Source organism: Martinezella hainanensis (assembly GCF_900094555.1).
GTDB classification, from domain to species: Bacteria; Pseudomonadota; Alphaproteobacteria; order Rhizobiales; family Rhizobiaceae; genus Rhizobium; species Rhizobium hainanense.
In genome coordinates this window covers 578,946-599,898 of record NZ_FMAC01000002.1, presented here as the reverse complement: position 1 = coordinate 599,898, position 20,953 = coordinate 578,946, and the positions used below count along the sequence as shown (strand labels likewise).

General features: G+C 59.6%; 21 protein-coding genes. 14 read left to right on the top strand and 7 right to left on the bottom strand.

What is annotated here, in order from left to right; all coding sequences use genetic code 11:
- Window positions 1-84 precede the first annotated feature (84 nt).
- The 3 genes from GA0061100_RS09320 to GA0061100_RS09310 all read left to right on the top strand — a co-directional run bounded on the left by GA0061100_RS09320 (window position 85) and on the right by GA0061100_RS09310 (window position 4,069).
- Entirely contained in the window at window positions 85-969 is an 885-nt protein-coding gene (locus tag GA0061100_RS09320; RefSeq protein ID WP_075852396.1) for a carbohydrate ABC transporter permease, read from the top strand.
- A gap of 7 nt (window positions 970-976) precedes the next feature.
- Complete coding sequence (locus tag GA0061100_RS09315) at window positions 977-1,891, top strand: ABC transporter permease subunit (RefSeq protein WP_075852395.1); 915 nt, start codon at window positions 977-979, stop codon at window positions 1,889-1,891.
- A gap of 561 nt (window positions 1,892-2,452) precedes the next feature.
- Complete coding sequence (locus GA0061100_RS09310) at window positions 2,453-4,069, top strand: tannase/feruloyl esterase family alpha/beta hydrolase (RefSeq protein ID WP_075852394.1); 1,617 nt, start codon at window positions 2,453-2,455, stop codon at window positions 4,067-4,069.
- A gap of 112 nt (window positions 4,070-4,181) precedes the next feature.
- On the opposite strand, the gene GA0061100_RS09305 is transcribed toward GA0061100_RS09310, so the two are convergent.
- A complete protein-coding gene (locus tag GA0061100_RS09305; RefSeq protein WP_075852393.1) occupies window positions 4,182-5,294 on the bottom strand; it encodes a sn-glycerol-3-phosphate import ATP-binding protein UgpC in 1,113 nt (370 codons plus the stop codon).
- A 248-nt stretch (window positions 5,295-5,542) separates the two neighbouring features.
- Between GA0061100_RS09305 and GA0061100_RS09300 the strand changes: the two genes are divergently transcribed.
- Complete coding sequence (locus GA0061100_RS09300) at window positions 5,543-7,000, top strand: cryptochrome/photolyase family protein (RefSeq protein ID WP_075852651.1); 1,458 nt, start codon at window positions 5,543-5,545, stop codon at window positions 6,998-7,000.
- 3 nt (window positions 7,001-7,003) lie between these two features.
- Here GA0061100_RS09300 and GA0061100_RS09295 read toward each other — a convergent pair whose 3' ends face one another.
- Window positions 7,004-7,834, bottom strand: coding sequence for an SDR family NAD(P)-dependent oxidoreductase (locus tag GA0061100_RS09295; protein WP_075852392.1), 831 nt, complete (start codon window positions 7,832-7,834; stop codon window positions 7,004-7,006).
- A 297-nt stretch (window positions 7,835-8,131) separates the two neighbouring features.
- Between GA0061100_RS09295 and GA0061100_RS09290 the strand changes: the two genes are divergently transcribed.
- The 5 genes from GA0061100_RS09290 (at window position 8,132) to GA0061100_RS09270 (ending at window position 11,992) form a co-directional block, all read left to right on the top strand.
- A complete protein-coding gene (locus tag GA0061100_RS09290) occupies window positions 8,132-9,172 on the top strand; it encodes a cysteine synthase A (RefSeq protein ID WP_075852391.1) in 1,041 nt (346 codons plus the stop codon).
- Window positions 9,173-9,176: 4 nt separating this feature from the next.
- Window positions 9,177-9,914, top strand: a complete 738-nt coding sequence (locus GA0061100_RS09285; RefSeq protein ID WP_075852390.1) for an alanyl-tRNA editing protein — start codon at window positions 9,177-9,179, stop codon at window positions 9,912-9,914.
- A 60-nt stretch (window positions 9,915-9,974) separates the two neighbouring features.
- Window positions 9,975-10,832: a 3-mercaptopyruvate sulfurtransferase gene (gene sseA / locus GA0061100_RS09280; protein ID WP_075852389.1), complete on the top strand. Its 858-nt coding sequence runs from the start codon at window positions 9,975-9,977 to the stop codon at window positions 10,830-10,832.
- Window positions 10,787-11,401 carry a GNAT family N-acetyltransferase gene (locus tag GA0061100_RS09275; protein WP_075852388.1) on the top strand — a complete coding sequence of 205 codons (615 nt, stop codon included), beginning with the start codon at window positions 10,787-10,789 and terminating at the stop codon, window positions 11,399-11,401. The genes sseA and GA0061100_RS09275 overlap by 46 nt, the downstream gene beginning before the upstream one ends.
- Window positions 11,402-11,482: 81 nt before the next feature.
- Complete coding sequence (locus tag GA0061100_RS09270; protein WP_075852650.1) at window positions 11,483-11,992, top strand: DUF1203 domain-containing protein; 510 nt, start codon at window positions 11,483-11,485, stop codon at window positions 11,990-11,992.
- A 17-nt stretch (window positions 11,993-12,009) separates the two neighbouring features.
- Here the strand turns inward: GA0061100_RS09270 and ald are convergent, their stop codons facing one another.
- Window positions 12,010-13,128 carry an alanine dehydrogenase gene (gene ald / locus GA0061100_RS09265; protein WP_075852387.1) on the bottom strand — a complete coding sequence of 373 codons (1,119 nt, stop codon included), beginning with the start codon at window positions 13,126-13,128 and terminating at the stop codon, window positions 12,010-12,012.
- A 152-nt stretch (window positions 13,129-13,280) separates the two neighbouring features.
- On the opposite strand from ald, the gene GA0061100_RS09260 reads away from it, so the two are divergent.
- Window positions 13,281-13,742: an Lrp/AsnC family transcriptional regulator gene (locus GA0061100_RS09260; RefSeq protein WP_075852386.1), complete on the top strand. Its 462-nt coding sequence runs from the start codon at window positions 13,281-13,283 to the stop codon at window positions 13,740-13,742.
- 3 nt (window positions 13,743-13,745) lie between these two features.
- Here GA0061100_RS09260 and GA0061100_RS09255 read toward each other — a convergent pair whose 3' ends face one another.
- A complete protein-coding gene (locus GA0061100_RS09255) occupies window positions 13,746-14,549 on the bottom strand; it encodes an endonuclease/exonuclease/phosphatase family protein (RefSeq protein WP_075852385.1) in 804 nt (267 codons plus the stop codon).
- Window positions 14,550-14,702: 153 nt separating this feature from the next.
- Here GA0061100_RS09255 and GA0061100_RS09250 point away from each other — a divergent pair, with 153 nt between their 5' ends.
- The gene (locus GA0061100_RS09250; RefSeq protein WP_075852384.1) at window positions 14,703-15,062 is read left to right on the top strand and encodes a PilZ domain-containing protein; all 360 of its coding nucleotides are present in this window, start codon (window positions 14,703-14,705) and stop codon (window positions 15,060-15,062) included.
- A gap of 138 nt (window positions 15,063-15,200) precedes the next feature.
- Window positions 15,201-17,189 carry a bifunctional 2',3'-cyclic-nucleotide 2'-phosphodiesterase/3'-nucleotidase gene (locus tag GA0061100_RS09245; RefSeq protein ID WP_075852383.1) on the top strand — a complete coding sequence of 663 codons (1,989 nt, stop codon included), beginning with the start codon at window positions 15,201-15,203 and terminating at the stop codon, window positions 17,187-17,189.
- 43 nt (window positions 17,190-17,232) lie between these two features.
- Here GA0061100_RS09245 and GA0061100_RS09240 read toward each other — a convergent pair whose 3' ends face one another.
- Window positions 17,233-18,201 (bottom strand): LysR family transcriptional regulator, encoded by a 969-nt coding sequence (locus GA0061100_RS09240; RefSeq protein ID WP_075852382.1) that lies wholly within the window; start codon window positions 18,199-18,201, stop codon window positions 17,233-17,235.
- 137 nt (window positions 18,202-18,338) lie between these two features.
- On the opposite strand from GA0061100_RS09240, the gene GA0061100_RS09235 reads away from it, so the two are divergent.
- Complete coding sequence (locus GA0061100_RS09235; protein ID WP_075852381.1) at window positions 18,339-18,953, top strand: FMN-dependent NADH-azoreductase; 615 nt, start codon at window positions 18,339-18,341, stop codon at window positions 18,951-18,953.
- 53 nt (window positions 18,954-19,006) lie between these two features.
- Here GA0061100_RS09235 and GA0061100_RS09230 read toward each other — a convergent pair whose 3' ends face one another.
- Window positions 19,007-19,588 carry a TetR/AcrR family transcriptional regulator gene (locus tag GA0061100_RS09230; RefSeq protein WP_075852649.1) on the bottom strand — a complete coding sequence of 194 codons (582 nt, stop codon included), beginning with the start codon at window positions 19,586-19,588 and terminating at the stop codon, window positions 19,007-19,009.
- 105 nt (window positions 19,589-19,693) lie between these two features.
- Here GA0061100_RS09230 and GA0061100_RS09225 point away from each other — a divergent pair, with 105 nt between their 5' ends.
- On the top strand, window positions 19,694-20,470 hold the full coding sequence (locus GA0061100_RS09225; RefSeq protein WP_075852380.1) for an SDR family NAD(P)-dependent oxidoreductase: 777 nt from the start codon (window positions 19,694-19,696) through the stop codon (window positions 20,468-20,470).
- Window positions 20,471-20,580: 110 nt separating this feature from the next.
- Here the strand turns inward: GA0061100_RS09225 and GA0061100_RS09220 are convergent, their stop codons facing one another.
- Window positions 20,581-20,919 carry an HlyU family transcriptional regulator gene (locus GA0061100_RS09220; protein ID WP_075852379.1) on the bottom strand — a complete coding sequence of 113 codons (339 nt, stop codon included), beginning with the start codon at window positions 20,917-20,919 and terminating at the stop codon, window positions 20,581-20,583.
- Window positions 20,920-20,953: the final 34 nt, after the last annotated feature.

Genomic DNA, 20,953 nt, shown 5'->3' with positions numbered 1-20,953 from the left:
GAAACAGCAGCGTCCGCCGGGTTTCCCGGCGGACGTTCGTTATGAGAGCAAGCGTGGTATCGGGATCCCCAGCCGGAAGAGACAATGGAAAAGCGCATAACTTTCAGCAAATGGAGCGTCGGCATCCTGTTCGCAGTGCCGCAGTTGCTCCTCATTTTCACCTTCTTCTATTGGCCGGCCGGTCAGGCGGTCTTCTGGTCGGTAACGCTGCAGCAGCCCTGGGGCGGCGGCAATATCTGGGTCGGCCTCGATAATTTCAAATCCATTATTGCCAATGCGGACTACTGGAACTCGGTCACGATCAGCATCACCTTCGCGGTGATCAGCACTGGCATTTCCATGGTGGGCGGGCTCATACTCGCAGCGTTGACCGATCGGCAAATGCGCGGTTCGAAAATCTACCGCGTGGTACTGATCTGGCCCTACGGCATCGCAGCCCCCGCATCGGCAATGGCCTTCCGCTTCATCCTCGCGCCGGAGGCAGGTCTTATCGCCGTCGTCAATCAGTGGTGGCCGGGCATCTGGGATCCGGGCCTCGACGGCAACGCCGCGATGGCCTGCATCATCGCCGCCTTCTCTTGGAAATATATCGCTTACAGCTTTATCTTTTTCTTGGCCGCTTTCCAGGCAATTCCTCGTTCGCTGATTGAAGCGGCTGCCATGGACGGTTCGAGCGTCCTCCGTCGCTTCTGGGATGTCCAGTTCCCGTTGATCACACCCACCATCTTCTTCCTGCTCGTCATCAACATCACCGAGAGCTTCCAGGATTCTTTCGGCATCGTCGACATCATGACATCAGGCGGCCCGCACAACTCGACCAATCTCATGGTCTACAAGATTTATTCCGATGGCTTCAAAGGACTCGATTTTTCCGGCGCGGCGGCGCAGAGCATCATTCTGATGCTGCTGATCATCGTGCTCACCGTCTTCCAGTTCCGCTTCATCGAGAAGCGCGTGCATTACCGTTGAGGCTGACATGGTCGAGCGCACACCCATTCTCAATTTCTTCACTCATCTAATCCTGTTTATCGGCTTCTTGGTGGCAGTGGGTCCGATAGCCATCGTTGCCATCGCGGCATCCCACAACATCGCCGACGTCAACAAAGTGCCGATGTCGCTGATCCCCGGCTCGGATTTCTGGGCCAATATGCAGACGGCCTGGACAACCGCCAATCTTGGCCCCAAGCTGCTGAACAGCCTGATCTTTGCCAGCGGCGTGGCGGCAGGAAAGGTGATCATTTCAGCGATCACCGCGTTTTCGCTGGTCTACTTCCGCTATCCCGGCCGTCACTTCATCTTCTGGCTGATTTTCATAACGCTGATGCTGCCGCTCGAAGTGCGTATCGTGCCGACCTATGCGGTCGCAGCAAACGTCTTGTCACCCTTCCAGGGGATTCTCGACATTACCGGTATCACCTGGCTTATCGGAAGGCTTACAGGCGTTGAGGTCGCGCTGAATTTCGGACTGCTCAACTCCTCGCTCGGCTTGATCCTGCCACTGATCGCGACAGCGACAGGCACCTTCCTCTATCGTCAGTTCTTCCTGACGATCCCGGACGAGTTAACCGAGGCCGCCCGCATGGACGGCGCCGGAGCACTGCGCTTCTTCATCGACATCCTGCTGCCGCTGTCGCGCACCAATATGGCGGCACTCGGCACCATCATGTTCCTCTGGGCCTGGAATCAGTATCTATGGCCGCTGCTCGTCACCACAGATCCCGCGCATGTGACGGCCGTACACGAACTCAAATCGCTCATCCCGAACGTCGGCGGCCTTCCGGAATGGCATATCGCCATGGCCGGCACGCTGATCGTCATGCTGCCGCCGCTACTGGTCGTCGTGTTGATGCAGCGCTGGTTCGTTCGCGGCCTGATCGCGACCGAGAAGTGATATGATCATCTGTCGCGCCCGCCTGCGGGCGCGACAGTTTCTGACAGGGGAGCCGCCGACGAGCCGTCTCGGCGCTGGGGTTATCGCCCTCACCCGATCCTCCAAGCAATGCCGCTGCTCCGAGCCGGCCGATTGCCACCTCGATTGCTCGCACCCGCGCGAACGCACCTGCCGCAAGCATTTACCGCGGCCGAACTTCCCCACCGAATGATCTGACCGCAACATCATAAAGGCTTCGGCATCCCGCTCCGGGGCAAAGCTTGGCCCACCTACAGATGTTCGATTAGTGCAATTTATTGCTTGAAAAATGCATTGTGACGCTCCGTCGTTCCCGGCATTTTTCACTGACGCAATCGGATGGAGAGGCCGATTGGAGGAGTCGTCAAGCTTCCGCTAGCCGCATCTTGTTCGTCGTGATCTCGTTCCGCATCGCTGAGGTGCGGCCGGTATCCGTGACGAAGCGATGTCGCACGCGCAGAATTTCCGGAGCGAACCGAAGAATTCTTCGGGGTGACAAGTCCAACCGCGTGAGCGTTTCGAAATTGCAAAGAGGAGGATGCAATGAGACTTTGGCAATTGATCACGGCGAATACGGTGCTTTTCTTGAGTGCTGGCATCAGTAACGCTCAAACCATGCCGACGCCGGAAGAGGCGCATTGCATGGCTCTGCGCGGGATGTTGATTTCACCCGAGAAGATCGGTGAGCCGGCTCGCCGTGCTGTTATCTATTCCGCCGATCTTGCCAAAGGCGAACAAGCCGCAGGTGGTGGTTTCTGCAAGGTGCTGGGCGGGATCGAGCCTATTGATCCCAAGGCACCGAACATCAACTTCCAAATCAACCTACCGCTCTCCTGGAACGACAAGATCATCCAATATGGCGGTGGCGGATATGACGGAATTCTGATCGAGGCGGTCAAGAACATCTCCTTTGGATCGGACGCCGTCAAGACGCCGCTGCAGCGCGGCTATGTCACCTTCGGCAGCGACAGTGGCCACCAGTCTCCTTCGGTGCTTGACGGCAAATTCCTTCTGAACGACGAGGCGCTGGCCAATTTCGGCGGTCTGCAGATCAAGAAGACCCATGACGTCACAATGGTCGTGGTCGGCAGCTATTACGGCCGGAAGCCACAGAAGAGCTATATTCAGGGCAATTCCCAAGGCGGGCATGAATCCCTGATCGCGATCCAGCGCTGGCCGGCCGACTATGACGGCGCCATCATCACCCACCCCGCCAATCCCTTCTCCGCCCTGCAGCTTTCCGGCAATTATCTTGCAAAGGCTTTCTACAAGAACGGCGCCTATCTGAACCCGGCGAAAGTGGAGCTGCTCAACACCACCGTCACCAAGGCGTGCGACAAGCTCGACGGTATCGAAGACGGTCTCATTTCGAATACGGCAGCGTGCGATGCGACCTTCAAGGTCGAAGATCTTCGTTGCGCAAGCGGCAAGGATGAAGGCGATACCTGCCTTTCGGATCCACAGATCGCCGTACTGAAGACCATCAACACGCCTTACAAGTCTCCGGTCAGGCTGGAGGATGGTGTCGATGGCTTCCCGCGCTGGCCGATTTTTCAGGGCGGCGATCTCTACGGCCTTTGGAGTTTCGGCTCGTCGCCTGATCTGACGACACCACCGACACCCTTCGCCAATTTCGGACTGGCCGTCCTTGCCGATCCAATGATCCGTTATGCGGTCGTGCAGGATCCGAAATTCGCCTCGATAACGTTCGATCCGACGAAATATGCCAAGCGGATTGCACAGGTTTCCAAGCTGATCGATGCAAACAGCGCCGACCTCTCCGCCTTCGAGAAACGCGGCGGCAAGATGCTGCTGATGCACGGCACCATCGATTTCGCGATCTCGTCCTACAACACGGTGTCCTATTATGAGCGTCTCGTCAAAACGATGGGGGCAAACAACGTCCACAGCTTCATGCGCTTCTACCTCGTGCCCGGCTTCGGCCATGGCAGCGGCAAGTTCATCGCCGCCTGGGATCCGCTGACAGCGCTGGAGAACTGGGCCGAAAAAGGGAAAGCTCCGGAGAACCTGGTCGTCAGCGATGCCGGCAAGGATGGTAGCGGCCGTGCACGACCCATGTGCGAATATCCGTCCTATCCGAAGTACAAAACCGGCGCGATCGATCCCAACAAGGCTGAGAATTTCGAATGCTCGAAATGATCTGTGGGCGGATCTAAACCGGCTTGCCTGCATTCGTTGGATGGTGCGTACAAAAAAGCCCGGAAGTCGGGAAAACTTCCGGGCAACACCTACTGAAAAGTTATGTTTGAAATCAGCTTGCCAGCACCTTGAGAGGCGTGACGGAGGCGACGGCATCCAGCCGCAGCCCGGTATCCTGAGCGAAGAGATGCGTGTGCTGCTGCGGCAGTTCCAGCGCAACGGACTGGCCGGTCTGGCCTGTGGTATGATCGGCAACGGCAACGGCGAAGCTCGAACCATTGATATCGCAATGGATGACACGGCCGGCACCGAGTTCTTCGACGAAATCCACCGTTGCCGGGATGGCGCCGGGCGTACCGGCAGGAACGAGACGTGCGTGCTCAGGGCGGAGGCCGAGAGCGACCGGCTGGCCGGCGTGGCGCTTGCCGATATTGGCGTCGATGGCAATCGGAATGCCGTCGAAGATGAATTGCTCGCCGTTGGCCGCGAAGGTGCCTTCCAGGAAGTTCATGGCCGGCGAGCCGATGAAGGAGCCGACGAAGCGGGTGCGCGGCGTGTTGTAGACTTCGAGCGGCGTGCCGACCTGCTCGACATTGCCCTTGTACATGACGACGAGCTTGTCGGCGAGCGTCATGGCCTCGACCTGGTCGTGCGTCACGAAAACGGAAGTGGCCGACAGGCGCTTGTGCAGGCGGCGGATTTCCACGCGCATCTGCACGCGCAGCTTGGCATCGAGGTTGGAGAGCGGCTCGTCGAACAGGAAGACCTTCGGTTCGCGGATGATGGCGCGGCCCATGGCGACGCGCTGGCGCTGACCGCCGGAAAGTTCGGCCGGCTTGCGGGCGAGGAAATCTTCGAGGCCGACGATCTTGGCGGTTTCCTTGATACGGCGATCGCGCTCCTCGCGCGGCACGCCGGCGACCTTGAGCGCATAGCCCATGTTGGCGGCGACATCCATGTGCGGATAGAGCGCATAATTCTGGAAAACCATGGCGCAGCCACGCTCGCGCGGCTCGAGCTGGTTGACCACCTTGCCGTCGATGATGATCTCGCCTGAGGTGATGTCCTCAAGTCCTGCGATCATTCGCAGCAACGTGGACTTGCCACAGCCGGACGGGCCGAGGATGACGACAAATTCGCCCGATCGGAAATTCAGGTCGACGCCATGAACGACCGGATTGCGCCCATAGGCCTTGCGAACTTGTTCGATCCGGATTTCCGCCATTTTAATCTTCCCCGCCTGTCAATTCTGGGCCTGTCAATCGGGTGGACTGCTAGCGAATTTGCATTACAGAACAGTGACAAGCATCCCTTATATCACAAGTGGAATCAAGATTCGCCAATGGGAGTTGCGCGCAAGATTCGCTTATGAAACGCCTGGTAGTGGAACCACTTCGCCGGCCGCGTCATATGCTGGTTCCGGTGGCGACACGACATGCGCGAAACTGAAAGGTAGAGCAATCGGCGATGACCATGACGACATCGAAGAAGGGGCAGAACCCCGTCCTGCTGTGGTTTCGCAAGGACCTGCGCCTCGACGACAATCACGCCCTGCAAGCCGCCGCGACATCAGGTCGTCCGGTCGTTCCGATCTATATTCGCGAGCCGGAAGTGGATGGCAACGGCCCGCTGGGCGCCGCTCAGGAATGGTGGCTGCATCATTCGCTGGCTGCGCTGCAAAAGGCTCTCGGCACGCTCAACAGCGGACTAATCCTTCGACAAGGCGATCCGCTGGCCGTACTCGAAAAACTTATTGCAGAGACTGGCGCCGAGACAATCGTCTGGAACCGGCGTTACGATCCGGCCGGCATAGCAGTGGACACACAGGTCAAGAAGATACTGCGGGACAACGGCATCGAGGCCAACAGCTTTGCCGGCCAGCTGCTGCATGAACCGACGCGCCTGCGCACCGGCGCGGGTGGCCATTACAAGACCTACACGCCGTTCTGGCGCGCATTCGAACAATCCGGCGAGCCGCCATTTCCGATCGAGGCGCCCGAAAAGCTCCTCGCCCCCAACCATTGGCCGAAATCGGACACACTCGCCTCTTGGTCGCTGCTGCCCATCAGGCCGAACTGGGCGTCAGAATTCCCCGATACGTGGACGCCAGGCGAAGCCGCAGCCCTTGAGAAGCTGAAAGACTTCATCGACGGCGCGCTTGATGATTATGCAGTCGGCCGCGATTTCCCGGACACGCCGGCAACCTCCCTGCTCTCGCCGCATCTGGCGCTCGGAGAGATTTCACCTGCCCGCATCTGGCATGCGACGCGCGGATTGTCCGGCAAGATCCCGACGGACGATATCATTCGCTTTCGTAAGGAGCTTGTATGGCGGGAGTTCTGCTACCATCAGCTTTTCCATTTTCCGAAGCTCAGGACGGCCAATTGGAACGACCGTTACGACGATTTTCCCTGGCTTTCCGATGCCAGGCGGCTGAAGAGCTGGCAGCGCGGACAAACGGGCTATCCGATCGTCGATGCCGGCATGCGGCAGCTTTGGCGCCACGGCTGGATGCACAATCGCGTCCGTATGATCGCGGCCTCCTTCCTGATCAAGGATCTGCTGATCGATTGGCGCGAAGGCGAAGCCTGGTTTCGGGATACCCTCGTCGATGCCGATCCGGCGGCCAATACGGCAAACTGGCAATGGGTAGCGGGCTCCGGCGCCGACGCTTCACCCTTCTTCCGCATCTTCAATCCGGTGCTGCAAGGCGAGAAATTCGATCCGGATGGCGGTTACGTCCGAACCTTCGTGCCAGAGCTCTCCAAGCTCGACAGCAAATATATCCATCGACCGTTCGAGGCGCCCGATGATGTGCTTAGGCGCGCGGGCATAGAGCTTGGCAAGCATTATCCCCGGCCGATCGTCGATCATGCCGTGGCGCGTCAGCGTGCGCTCGCTGCGCACGCGTCGCTCAAAAACGATGGATAGGCGCTATTCGGCCGGATGCGCGGTCACGCGAGGGCCGACCGACTGACGTTTCCGGCCACTTCCGAGAAAATATCTCAGCACACGGAAATAGAGGCTGTAAGGCAGGAGCTTCAAGAGCTTTGCACGCAAGACCATGCTCTTCGGGAAGCTGATGTCGAAGACTGGTGATTTCAGCCCGGCGGCGATTGCGTCGGCCGCCTGTTGTGCCGAGACGATGTCAGGCATCTCGAACTTGTTCTGCGCCGTCAGCGGTGTTTCGACGTATCCGGGCGTGACGAGCTGGATATGGATACCCATGCGGTCGAGCTCGAAGTTCAGGCTTTCGGCCATGTTGATGAGCGCGGCCTTACTGGCTCCGTAAGCCGCGCCGCCGGGCAGACCGCCATAACCGGCTACAGAGGATACGAGGGCAACCTGACCATATCCCCTCGCCCGCATATGCCGCACCGCTGGAACAAGACAATTGACGACTCCATGAAGATTGACGGCAAAACTGCGCTCGAACACCTCGTGATTAAGGTCTTCGCCGCGCGCCGGCAGATAAATGCCTGCGTTCAGAACCACCAACGCGACCGGACCGTGCTGATATTCGATTGCGGCGACCGTGTGCTCCATATCCTCGGCATCGGTCACGTCGCCATCGAGCACGACGATGCTGCCGGCAAGCGTGCTTGCTTCGGCCTGCAGAGCCAGAAGCTTGTCGTGGCTGCGGGCCGTCACAGCCACCTTATAGCCCTCTTCCGCCAGCTTCAGCGCGAGCGCGCGGCCGATACCGGAACTGGCACCGGTGATCCAAACCACTCCATGTTCAGGACGTGCGATGAACGGGCTCATGGCTCTTCTCCTTGGCTGATGGCCGCCTACATCAAACGCTCAAACCGCGGCCATCCGTAGCATTTTAGAGATAGCGCATCATTGTGGCCGCTTTCGGCCTGTTTGGCGGCTGGATACGGAAAACAATGTCACCAAACGGAGACAGTCGCCTCACTGGAAAAGACTTCCGCAAATAAACACAGGCAAGTGGAATTTTGCGGCGCGAACAAAGAGCAAGGAACAGAATTTCTTGCCTATGCAGCCTTGTGAAGGGAAAAGACCGTTCTTACAGTAGTTGCGAACAGAAGGCAGATTCCAATGACCGTCCATCCGTCCGTCCTCGAAGCAATTGGCAATACGCCGTTGATCAAGCTCAAGGGCGCCTCCGAGGCGACGGGCTCGACCATTCTCGGCAAGGCTGAGTTTTTGAATCCGGGCCAATCGGTCAAGGACCGCGCAGCGCTCTACATCATCCGCGACGCCGAGAAGAAAGGTCTGCTGAGGCCCGGCGGCGTCATCGTCGAAGGTACGGCCGGCAATACGGGCATTGGCCTGACGCTGGTTGCCAAGGCGCTCGGCTACCGCACGGTCATCGTCATTCCTGAGACACAGAGCCAGGAAAAGAAGGACGCGCTGAAGCTGCTCGGCGCCGAACTGGTCGAGGTTCCGGCCGTTCCCTACAAGAACCCGAACAACTACGTGAAGGTTTCCGGCCGTCTTGCCGAACAGCTGGCAAAGACCGAGCCGAACGGCGCGATCTGGGCGAACCAGTTCGACAATGTCGCCAACCGCCAGGCGCATATCGAGACGACGGCCAAGGAGATCTGGGCCGACACCAATGGCAAGGTCGACGGTTTCATCTGCTCGGTTGGTTCCGGCGGTACGCTCGCGGGTGTGGCCATGGGCCTGCATGCCTTCAACAAGGACATCAAGATCGGCATTGCCGATCCGGAAGGCGCCGCCCTATACGAGTTCTATAAGAACGGCGAGCTGAAATCCTCCGGCTCATCCATCACCGAGGGCATCGGCCAGGGCCGCATCACGGCGAACCTGGAGGGCTTCACGCCCGATTTCGCCTATCAGATCACCGATGCGGAAGCGCTTCCCTATGTCTTCGACCTCGTCGAATATGAAGGCCTGTGCCTCGGCGGCTCGACAGCCATCAACATTGCCGGCGCGGTTCGCCTCGCGAGGGATCTCGGCCCCGGACATACGATCGTGACCATCCTGTGCGATTACGGCAATCGCTATCAGTCCAAGCTCTTCAATCCGGACTTTCTGAAGTCGAAGGGACTGCCGCTGCCGGCCTATCTAGAAAAGCGGGCGGATATCGCCGTCCCATACGAAACAACAGCGTGATCATATGACCGTCAATGCCCTCTATCGTGACGATTTCTATCTCTCGACGGCCGAAGCGGTCGTCACCGCAATTCACGAAGACGGGGGCATAGAGCTCGATCAGACCTGTTTTTACGCCACATCGGGCGGCCAGCCGGGCGACACGGGTTTCCTGGAGCGCGGTGACGGCTCCAGGATCATGCTCGGCCAGACGAAGCATGGTCCGATCAAGGACATCATCATCCATGTGCCGATTGAGGGTGAACCTCTGCCGATCGTTGGCGAGAAACTGGTGCTGCATATCGACTGGGCGCGGCGTTACAAGCTGATGCGCATGCACACGGCCTGCCATCTCCTCTCGGTGGTTTGCCCATATCCGATCACGGGTGCGGCAGTCGGCGAGGAAGAAAGCCGCGTCGATTTCGACATGAGCGAAACGATCGACAAGGACGAAGTGACGGCAAGGATGATGGCGCTCGTCAGCGAGAATCATCCCGTTTTCCTCCGCTGGATCACCGATGAGGAGCTGATCGCCAATCCCGGCATCGTCAAATCCAAGAATGTGCGCCCGCCGATGGGGCTCGGCCGCGTCAGCCTTGTCTGCATCGGCGAGGAATCGTCCGTCGACAGCCAGCCTTGCGGCGGCACGCATGTCTCGGAGACGCAGGAAGTCGGCGCGATCCATATCGCCAAGATCGAGAAGAAGGGCAAGGAAAACCGCCGCTTCCGCATTCGTTTCGGCGCACCGACCGACGAGAATTGACTGGGCAAGCGCCTATATCTCGATATCAAGATCAATAAACCATAGCAGGGAGTGATCATCATGACAGCGGACAAGAGCCGTTTCGTCGTATCCGCCGACTGGCTGCAAGGCGAGCTGGGCGCCAAGGACCTGCGCATTCTCGACGCATCCTTCTATCTGCCGGCGCAGAAGCGTGATGCCGATGCGGAATATGCCAGCGGCCATATTCCGGGTGCGATCCGCTTCGATCAGGACAAGATATCGGATCACTCCACCGGCCTGCCGCATATGGTCCCCTCGCCCGAATTCTTCGCGGCCGAGGTCGGCAAACTCGGCATCGGCGAGACCGATCGCATCGTCATCTACGACGGCCCCGGCCTGTTCGCCTCCCCACGCGTCTGGTGGCTGTTCCATATCGTCATGGGCGCGCCGAACGTCTTCGTGCTCGACGGTGGTCTGGATGGCTGGAAGGCCGAAGGGCGGCCGCTGGAGCAGGCACTGCCTGCCTTTGCGCCCGCGACGTTCAGGCCGAATTTCAACGGCAGCCGCGTGGTTTCGCTCGATGCGATGCGTGACATCGTCGACAGCCATTCCCTGCAGATCGCCGATGCCCGCAGTGGCGGCCGTTTTGCAGCAACGGAGCCGGAACCACGCGAAGGCATGCGCTCCGGGCATATGCCGGGCGCAAAAAGCCTGCCATCGGGCGTCTTCGCCACGAACGGCAAGTTCAAGTCGCTGCCGGAATTGCGCGAGACGATCGAGAAGGCCGGCATCGATCTCGACAAGCCCGTGGTGACGACCTGCGGGTCCGGCATTACCGCAGCCATCATCACGCTGGCGCTCGAATCCCTCGGCCATGGCAACAACAAGCTCTACGACGGCTCCTGGTCGGAATGGGGCAGCCGGGCGGATACGCCCATCGTTACCGGTCAAGATTGAGCATCGCCGCCGTGAAGACGCCCTCGTCGATCAAAGTCCACATCACTCGCCTGGAAATGACCGCGCCGCCCAAGGCAAGCCTGCCTGTGCCGGTCAATATCCAGACCGCGATCATGCGTGCACCCGGTATTCCGCTGCCCTTCTATCGCTACCTCTATCGTCAGGTCGGTGCCCGCTGGCATTGGGTGGAGCGCCTGCGTCTCTCCGACGAGCAATTGACCGCAGTCCTTCACGACCAGCGCAACGATATCAGCGTGCTTTACGTCAATGGCGCGCCGGGCGGATTCTTCGAATATTTCCGCCAGGACGAGGAGACGATCGAGCTCAGCCATTTCGGCCTCATCGAAAACGCGCTCGGCCTCGGCATCGGCAAATGGTTCCTGCTGCAATCGCTCTACGCCATATGGACGTTGAACCCACAACGGATCATCACGACGACGAACAATCTCGATCATCCGCGGGCGTTGCAGCTCTACCAGATGTTCGGCTTTTCGCCGATCTCGACTGGAGAAGGCATCGTCCGGCCGCTGAGCGACAAGGAATTGCTCGAGCTCGCCAAGAAGGGCTAGCATTTTCACAGCGACAGGAATCGGGTGGCTTCGCGCCTTGATCCGGCGCATCACATGGCAAATCTCGAAAGGAGCTTTGCCATGCCTTCCATCGCCTTCGCAGCCATGCCCACCTCCGACGCCGAAGCTTTGTGGAACGGCGGTGCGGATGCCTACGGTCACCAGCCGGAGACCATGATTTCTGATGGTCCGGGCAATCCCTGCCGCCATTGCCTGCGCAATATCGATGCCGGCCAGGAGCTATTCGTCTTTGCCTACCGCCCCTTCCCGGAATTGCAGCCCTATGCGGAGACGGGACCGATCTTCCTGCACAAGACACCGTGCCAACGCTACGAGGCGGAAGAAATCCTGCCGCCTGTGCTGGCGAGCAGCCGGGATTTCATCGTGCGTGGCTATGGCAGGAACGACCGCATCGTCTACGGAACCGGCGCCGTGACGCCGACGGGCGACATCGCGGTTTATGCGGCCTCGCTGCTTGAGCGTCCCGACATTGCCTATGTCCACGTCCGGTCAGCGCGTAACAATTGCTATCAATGCCGGATCGATAAAACAGGAGCGCCAGCATACGCGGATGCCGGCGCCTCCATCTGACGTGCGCGCGATGGGCTTTACGCGACGTTCAGAATGCTTTCGGGTGCAACGGCCTCATAGCCGAGCGCTTCGGCCACCGGCCGGTTTGTGATGCGGCCCTTATGGACATTGAGGCCATTGCGGAGGTGCTTGTCTTCCGCGATGGCGCGCAGGCCGCGATCGGCGAGCGCGAGGCCGTGATAGATCGTGGCGTTGTTCAAGGCATGGGCCGAGGTGACGGGAACCGCGCCCGGCATGTTGGCGACGCAATAATGCACGACGCCTTCGACCACATAGGTCGGATCGGAATGGGTTGTCGCGTGCGAGGTCTCGAAGCAGCCGCCCTGGTCGATGGCGACATCGACGATGACGGAGCCCTGCTTCATGCCCGACAGCATTTCGCGGGTCACCAGCTTCGGCGCGGCAGCACCGGGGATCAGGACGGCACCGATGACGAGATCGGCGGAGAAGACTTCCTCTTCGAGCGCCTGGATGCTGGAATAGCGGGTATGGACGCGACCGTTGAAGATGTCGTCGAGCTGGCGCAGGCGCGGCAGCGAGCGGTCGAGGATGCTGACATCGGCACCGAGGCCTGCCGCCATCTTCGCCGCATGCAGGCCGACGACGCCACCGCCGATGATCGTCACCTTGGCCGGCAGTACACCCGGTACGCCGCCGAGCAGGATGCCGAGGCCGCCATTGGCCTTCTGCAGGGCCGTTGCACCAGCCTGGATCGACAAGCGGCCGGCAACTTCGGACATCGGCGCCAGCAGCGGCAGGCCGCCGCGCTCGTCAGTGACAGTCTCGTAGGCAACGGCCGTTACGCCTGATGCAAGCAGGCCCTTGGTCTGTTCCGGATCGGGCGCGAGATGCAGATAGGTGTAGAGAAGCTGGCCTTCGCGAAGCTGCGCCCACTCGGAGGGCTGCGGCTCCTTGACCTTCACGATCATGTCGCACTTCTCGAAAATATCCTTGGCGCTTGCGGCGATCTTGGCGCCGGCGGCAATGTAGGCGTGATCGTCGGCTCCGATGCCGGCACCGGCTTTCGTTTCGACCCATACCTCATGGCCATGGGCAACATATTCACGAACGGATGCCGGCGTCAGACCGACGCGATATTCGTGGTTCTTGATTTCCTTGGGACAACCAACGCGCATTTCACTCCTCCTCGAATGCTTGCTCGTCTGCATTTTTCTCCTGCGAAGATCAGACCACCTCCGCCCCGCAATGTCCTTGCAAAGACGATTTGCGCCGCGGTCATTTTTCGTGATTTATTGCGTAGACAGTAGTTTTTTCGAAAGTTCTTCGAATGTCTGACCTCGACGCCATAGATCATTCGATTCTGCGGATGCTGCAGCAGAATGCGCGGATCACAAACGCGGAACTGGCCGAAAAGGTCGGCCTGTCGCCCTCGGCGTGTTCGCGCCGGCTCGACATCCTCGAAAAGAGCGGCGTCATCGACGGCTATCACGCTCATCTCTCGCACAAGGCGCTGGACTACAAGATGATTGCCTTCGTGCACATCTCCCTGTCGGGACAATTCGCCAAGACGCTGTCGGAATTCGAGACTGCGGTGAAACGTTGCCCCAACGTGCTCTCCTGCTACCTCATGTCCGGGGAATATGATTACATCTTACGGGTCGCGGCACGGGACCTCGAGGACTACGAACGCATCCACCGCGACTGGCTCTCGGCCCTGCCGCATGTCGTGAAGATCAATTCCAGCTTCGCGCTGCGCGAAATCATCGACCGGCCGAATGTCGGCCTCTGAGCGTCAGCGCAGGTCGAGCAGCAAGGCGCGATGGTCCGAAACCTCGGGTTCGGCGACCGGATCGAAGCTGATAACCTCGATGTCCTGCGTCACCAGCATGTAGTCGGCAAAGCGGGGCTGCTTCTTGTAATGAGAGGTGCGTGTGTCGTCGTGTCCGCGCGAGATGACGAGATCGACAAGCCCCAGACCGCCAAGGATCTCGAAGGTCTCGCTATCCGGCAGCACGTTGAAATCGCCGCAGACGACCAGCCGGTCGCCGTCATGTTTCACCTGCCGGATCAGTTCGACAAACGCAGCCGCCTGATGGCGGCGCGCTGACGTGTCGCCCTTGCCTTCCAAATCCCGCAGACCGTGCATATGGGCAATGGTGATAGGATAACCGCGCTCATAATCAAAAAGGCGGATGCAATGAGCATTGCGCGAACGCGGATGCGGCCCATAGCCGTCGGCCGAGAATTCACCATGAACGAAGCCGGCTGCCTGGCCGATGATCGGATGGCTCCTGCGCACGAAAGTTGCCAGCCCGAATTCTGAATCGAACCGCTTGTCCCCATCGAAAAGGTCGCCTCGTGCCACGGGGAGGAAGAAGGCATCGTGAGCCGGCAAAGCAGCCTTCAACTCCTCGAAGAGATTGGCGCGCTGCGGAAGCTCGACGCCATGGTCGCGATAGACCAACCATCCTGGTTCTGCATCCTTCGTGCGAACCACTTCCTGTAGGCACAGGAGATCCGCATCGACATCGACGAGATAAGGCATCAGCGGCTCATGCAGCCGACCGCCCCATGCATTCAAAGAAACAATGCGCAACGTTTCCCCCTTCTCCGCCCCACAGGGAATCTGCCAGCTGCTTCTCGTACCGATTCGGAACGGGCGACTGCAATTTTAACGGTTATGCTAAGCATCCTTCAATGCAGGCCTGCTATCCAGAAGCCGAAAAGTCGCACGAGCCGGGATAACATCATGCAGTTCTCTTCGAAATCTCTCGTCCAAGACAATCTGAAAATCAAGACGCGAGGTTCGCCCCGCCATTACGCGCGACTGACGGGTCAGGTACGATACTTCACCAAGCTGGTCGCCGGTCGTGTCGTCAATATTTCCACCAGCGGTATCGCTCTCGACCTGCAAGCACCTCTTTATGCGGCCGCCGGCAGCAAGGTTCGCGTCGAATGCGACGATATCGGCCTTTTGGATGGTTTCGTGCGCTGGGCTCACAACGGTCGCATCGGCATCGAGTTCGATCGCTCGTCCAATGCGTCGGCGAAAGTCGCTTCCTATTTCCGCTTTTTCCACAAGGACATAAAGCCGGTTCTCAAACGTTGATCGAATGCAGGCACAAGCCGGCTACGATCCACAATAAGCCTGTCACATTACTGGTGCACACCTTCGAAAATCGTCCTAATCTCCCTCGCCCGAGAGATGATCGACGGACTTATAGCCCCATCGTTGAAGGAGTGTCTTATGTCTTCCATTCTGGATTTGCCCAGCATGTCGCGCCGTTCCCTGCTGCAAGGCCTGAGCGCCACGGCAGCGCTGATCGTGCTGCATCCTTTCGCCGCCCGTGCCGCCGGCAACCAGGCGCATCTGCGCCTCATGGAAACGACTGACATCCACGTCAACGTGTTCCCCTATGACTACTATGCCGACAAGCCGAACGACACGATGGGCCTGACGCGCACCGCAACGATCATCGACAATATCCGCGCCGAAGCCACCAACTCGCTCCTCATTGACAATGGCGACGTGCTGCAGGGCAATCCGATGGGCGATTACATGGCCTATCAGCACGGCATGAAGGACGGCGACGTCCATCCCGTCATCAAGGCGATGAACACGCTCGGCTATTCCGTCGGCACGCTCGGCAACCACGAATTCAACTATGGCCTCGACTTCATGTTCAAGGTGCTCGGTGGCGCGAACTTCCCGTTCGTCTGCGCCAACCTGACCAAAGGCCAGCTTGCCTCCGATCCGACGAAGGACGACCTGTTCTTCAAGCCCTATCTGATCCTTGAAAAGAAGATCAAGGATGGTGCCGGCAATGAAAGCCCGATCAAGATCGGCTTCATCGGTTTCGTGCCGCCCCAGATCATGCTCTGGGACATCAAGAACCTCGAAGGCAAGGCGCAGACGCGCGATATCGTCCAGGCTGCCAAGGCCTGGGTGCCGGTCATGAAGGCCGAAGGCGCCGACATCATCATCGCCCTCTCGCATTCCGGCATCGACGGCAGCGGCCCGGGCGAGAAGATGGAAAACGCCTCGCTCTATGTCGCGGCGGTCGATGGTATCGACGCCGTGTTCACCGGCCACCAGCATCTCGTCTTCCCCGGCCCGAAGACCTGGGACGGCATCAAGGATGCCGATCCGGTCAAGGGCACGTTGCATGGCAAGCCCGCCGTCATGGCCGGCTTCTGGGGCTCGCATCTCGGCCTCATCGACCTCTTGCTCGAAAAAGACGGCAAGAGCTGGAAGATCGTCGACTTCACCTCCGAAGCGCGCCCGATCTACCACCGCGACGACAAGAAGAAGGTCATCGCGGATGTCGCCGACAAGAAGGAAGTCGTCGAAGCCGCAAAGGCCGAACACGAGGCGACGCTGACCTATGTGCGCACGCCCGTCGGCAAGACGTCTGCGCCGCTTTACTCCTACTTCGCGCTGGTCGCCGATGATCCGTCGGTTCAGATCGTCAGCCAGGCTCAGGTCTGGTACATCAAGGACATGCTGAAGGAAACGCAGTACAAGGACCTGCCGGTTCTTTCGGCAGCGGCTCCCTTCAAATGCGGCGGACGCAACGGCGCCGACTACTACACGGACGTTCCGGCCGGCAATATCGCCATCAAGAACGTCGCCGACCTCTACCTCTATCCGAATACGGTTCAGGCCGTCGTCATCAACGGCGCACAGGTCAAGAACTGGCTGGAAATGTCGGCTGCCATGTTCAATCAGGTCAAGCCCGGTGCCAAGGATGCGGATCTGATCAACAACAGCTTCCCATCCTACAATTTCGACGTCATCGACGGCGTCACCTACCAGATCGACGTCTCGCAGCCGCGCCGCTTCGGCGATGACGGCAAGGTTCTGAATGCCGATTCGAACCGCATCCAGAACCTGCAATTCAACGGCAAGCCGATCGACCCCACACAGAAGTTCCTGGTCGTCACCAATAACTATCGCGCCGGCGGCGGCGGCAACTTCCCGGAAATCGCGGCGGACAAGGTCGTCTACCAGGCGCCCGACACCAACCGCGACGTCATCGTGCGCTATGTCCATGATCAGGGCACGATCAATCCGACCGCCGACGGCAACTGGACCTTCAAGCCACTGCCGGGTACCACCGTGCAGTTCCAGAGCTCGCCGAAGGCCAAGGATTTCCTCGATCAGGTCAAGAGCGTGAAGATCGAAGACGCCGGCGAAGGCGCGGACGGCTTCCGCAACTACCGACTGGTGCTCTGACCGTCAACAAGTTGGTCCTCTCCTCCTTGCGGGGAGAGGGCCTTCATTCAGCGGCCAGCCGCTTTTCATCCGGATGGAACATCTCGACGGCCGCCTTGAAGTCCGCCTGATTCGGGCAGCGTGAAAGGCGCGAGCTGAAGGCTTCGATCATCCAGGCCGCAGCCGGACCTGGGGGATTGTCGACCTTGCGGACGGCGTAGATCGGGTATTCACTCTGATCGTAGGCATCAAGAGCCAGAGGTACCAGTCGGCCCTTCTGCAGATCCTCCATGATGAACGATGCCGGCAGCCCACCCCAACCGAGCCCGCCGCGGATCAGCTGGTGCTTGGTGGCGATATCGCTGACATGCCAGATCTTGTAGGACAGGACGTTGAAATCCTTGCCGTTCGTGAGGCTGGAGGCATCGGTGACAACCAGCTGCACTTCCTCGCGCACGTCTGTGAGCGTCAGCGGTCGTCCCAATTGAGCAAGCGGATGCGTGGGCGCTGCAACCGGCAGCATGAAGGAATGGCCGATACGCTCGATGACCAGGGAATCATCCTGCTTCAGCACCGAGCCGCCGATACCGATCGTCGACTTGCCACTGGCAACCAGCTCCAGCATCGAGCCGAGTTCGCCGGTGTCGAGACGCAAGGCAACGTAAGGGAAGCGGTCGCGGAATTCGCGCAGCACATCGACGGTCGCGTGTACCGGCACCATGACGCTAATGGCAACAGCCACTTCCGCTTCAAGCCCGCTCTTCAAGCCCTTAACTCGCGCGCGCATCACCTGCAGATCGGAAAGAATGCGGCGGGCATCCTCGAGCATCACCCTGCCCGCATCCGTCAGTTTCGGCTGGCGCGAGCCGGAGCGCTCGAACAGCGGCATTTCAAGCTGCGCCTCCAGATTGGCGATCGTATAGCTGATGACCGACTGCGCGCGGTTGAGCATACGCGAAGCGGCAGAAAAACTGCCTGACTCGGCGACGGTCAGAAAGACCTGCAATTGGTCGAGGGTGGGATTGGGGAGCATCTGCCATCCATTCTATCGATAATTCCGATCCATATTATCACAGTTTTTCTCGATAGCACTGACGACTTATTTATTGAAGCGAACGTGATCGGACTCTCCCAGCCGATTTTCGCAACCCATTGAAAAGGAAAACGGATATGTCCTCCATTCTGCTTTTGACTTCCAGCCCGCGCCCGGACTCGCTCTCCACCAAGATCGCAACCGAGCTTGCCGAGAAGATCAAGACCAACAATCCGGGCAAGACGCTCGTTCATCGCGACCTCGCTGCCGACAACCTTCCGCATATCGATGGCCCGTTCACGGCTGCCATCCGCACGCCGGCCGACGCCCGTACGCCCGAGCAGCAGGAACTGGTCAAGGTTTCCGACGCACTCGTCGACGAGCTGCTCGCAGCCGACACCGTGGTCATCGGCACCGGCCTCATCAATTTCAACATCTATTCGTCGCTGAAGACCTGGATTGACAACATCGCTCGCGCCGGCCGCACCTTCACCTACACGGAAACCGGCCCGAAGGGCTTGGTCACCGGCAAGAAGGCCTACATCGTGCTCGCCTCCGGTGGCGTCTACTCCGAAGGCCCGGCTGCCCCGCTGAACCATGCCGTTCCCTACCTGAAGTCGGTTCTCGCCTTCATCGGCATCACCGATGTCGAGACCGTTTATATCGAAGGCGTCGCATTCGGTCCGGAAGCTGCCGAGAAGGCTATCGGTGCCGCTCAGGCCCGCGCCTCCGAACTGGCGCTTGCCGCTTAATCGGCTGCCGTATTCGGATACTGACAGGCGGCCGGTTTCAACCGGCCGCTTTGCTATTCTGCCTGCGGCAATTCTTTCACGAACTGCTTGACGGTTTCCAGAATTTCATCGGAAAGCGCCTCGTCGTTTGCCACGCGTGCAAGGCCGAGTGCTCCCGTCATAAGGCAGGAGGCAATAATCGCCTTCCGTCTGGCTTCGGCTGTCTCCGGCTTTGGCATACGCGCCGTCATGGCCTCGAAATTCCTCTGCAAGCCCTCCGTCGCGACGGAACGGACCATATCGCTGCTGCGCGCCATATCTGCCGTCAGCGCCGCATAGGCGCAGCCTTCGCCGCAATGATCTCGGTGACGTTCGCTGAGATAAGTATCGACATACTCGTCGAGCGAGATGCTAGTCGGATCGATCCCCTTTTCCTCCTGCTGTCGTCGCCATGATCCAATCGCCGATTCCACGGCTTCCGCCACGAGCTCGTCGCGGGAGGCAAAATGCTTGTAGAAGCCTCCGACCGTGAGCCCCGCCTCCTTCATCAGATCGGCGACGCCGATCCCTTGCAATCCTTCTTCGCGCAGACGCCTGGCTGCGAGCGTCACGATGCGCTCGTGCGTCTTCTGCTTTTCCAGTTGTGAGCGGCCCATCGAAAATCCTTTCATGCCCGGCTTGACAAAACGGATTACGACCATAATCCTTATAGATAGCGATCATAATCCAGATCGTGACAAAAGCCAACAGGAGCTACGAACATGCGTCTCAAGAATAAGGTCGCCGTCATCACCGGCGGAAACAGCGGCATTGGCCTTGCCACAGCCCGCCTCTTCCTCGCCGAAGGTGCCAAGGTCGCCATTACCGGCCGCAACGCGAAGACATTGGCCGCGGCAGCGGAACAACTCGGCGGCGACGTGCTGGCATTGCAGGCTGACACCACCGACATCCCAGCCATGGAAAGGGCGTTTGCCGAGGCTGCGGAGAAGCTTGGAAAATTCGATGTGGTCTTTGCCAATGCCGGCATTGCCGGCGACACCCCGCTCGGCAAGACCACGCTTGAGCAGTTCGAAACCATCGTCCGCATTAATTTCACCGGCGTATTCTTCACCGTGCAGGCCGCCCTGCCATATCTGAATGATGGCGGCTCCGTCATCCTGAACGGCTCCGTACATGCCGTTCTCGGCATTCCCGGCGCTTCGGCCTATGCCGGCACGAAGGGCGCCGTCCGCGCCATGACGCGCAATCTCGCTTCAGAGCTTGCGCCCCGCGGCATCCGCGTCAATCAGGTCACGCCGGGCGCCACCAAGACGCCGATCTGGGAACCGCGCGCCACAACGCCGGAGGCCCTGGATGCGCTACAGGCCCGTTTCGGCAGCCTGAGCCCGCTCGGCCGCATGAGCGAAGCCGATGAAATCGCCAAGGCCGCGCTCTATTTCGCCTCAGACGATTCCGCCAATGTCACGGCGATCGAAATCACAGTCGACGGCGGCGCCATCAACGCTCCGTCCGGCGCGAAGATGTTCCGCACGGCTTGAGGCCCCGCCAATAATTATCCAGCGATTTCAATAGACTTTACGGGCCGCCGGAAGCGAGTTAAAGGCGGCCCAGCGTTCAGACGCGTATGAGAGAACGCTCGCCTGAAAGATCAGACCTGACGGACCTTTTCGCCATCACCGAAGAGGCCTGGGCCGTTCTGGTCGATGATCTGCTGGCCCTTGCGGAAGGTCGACTCGACGGCGTCGTCCGACGAAGTGAAGACGTCGGCGCGGATGAAATTGCGCACGAGGATCTCGCCGTTCACATCCTTCTCGATCCGGCCCATGAGGCGGAACTGATTGCCCTCGCGCTGCGGCGTCGCGTGGATCGTGCAGCCGGCATGGACCTGGGGTTCGACGCTGACCGTCGAACCGCCGGACTTTTCAGTGCCCGCCTGCGACGCGCCACCGGTGAAGATCGAGATGATATTTGAAAAAAACGAAGCCATGGATCGCCTTTAGCATGAAGGTTGCAAGGTCGCA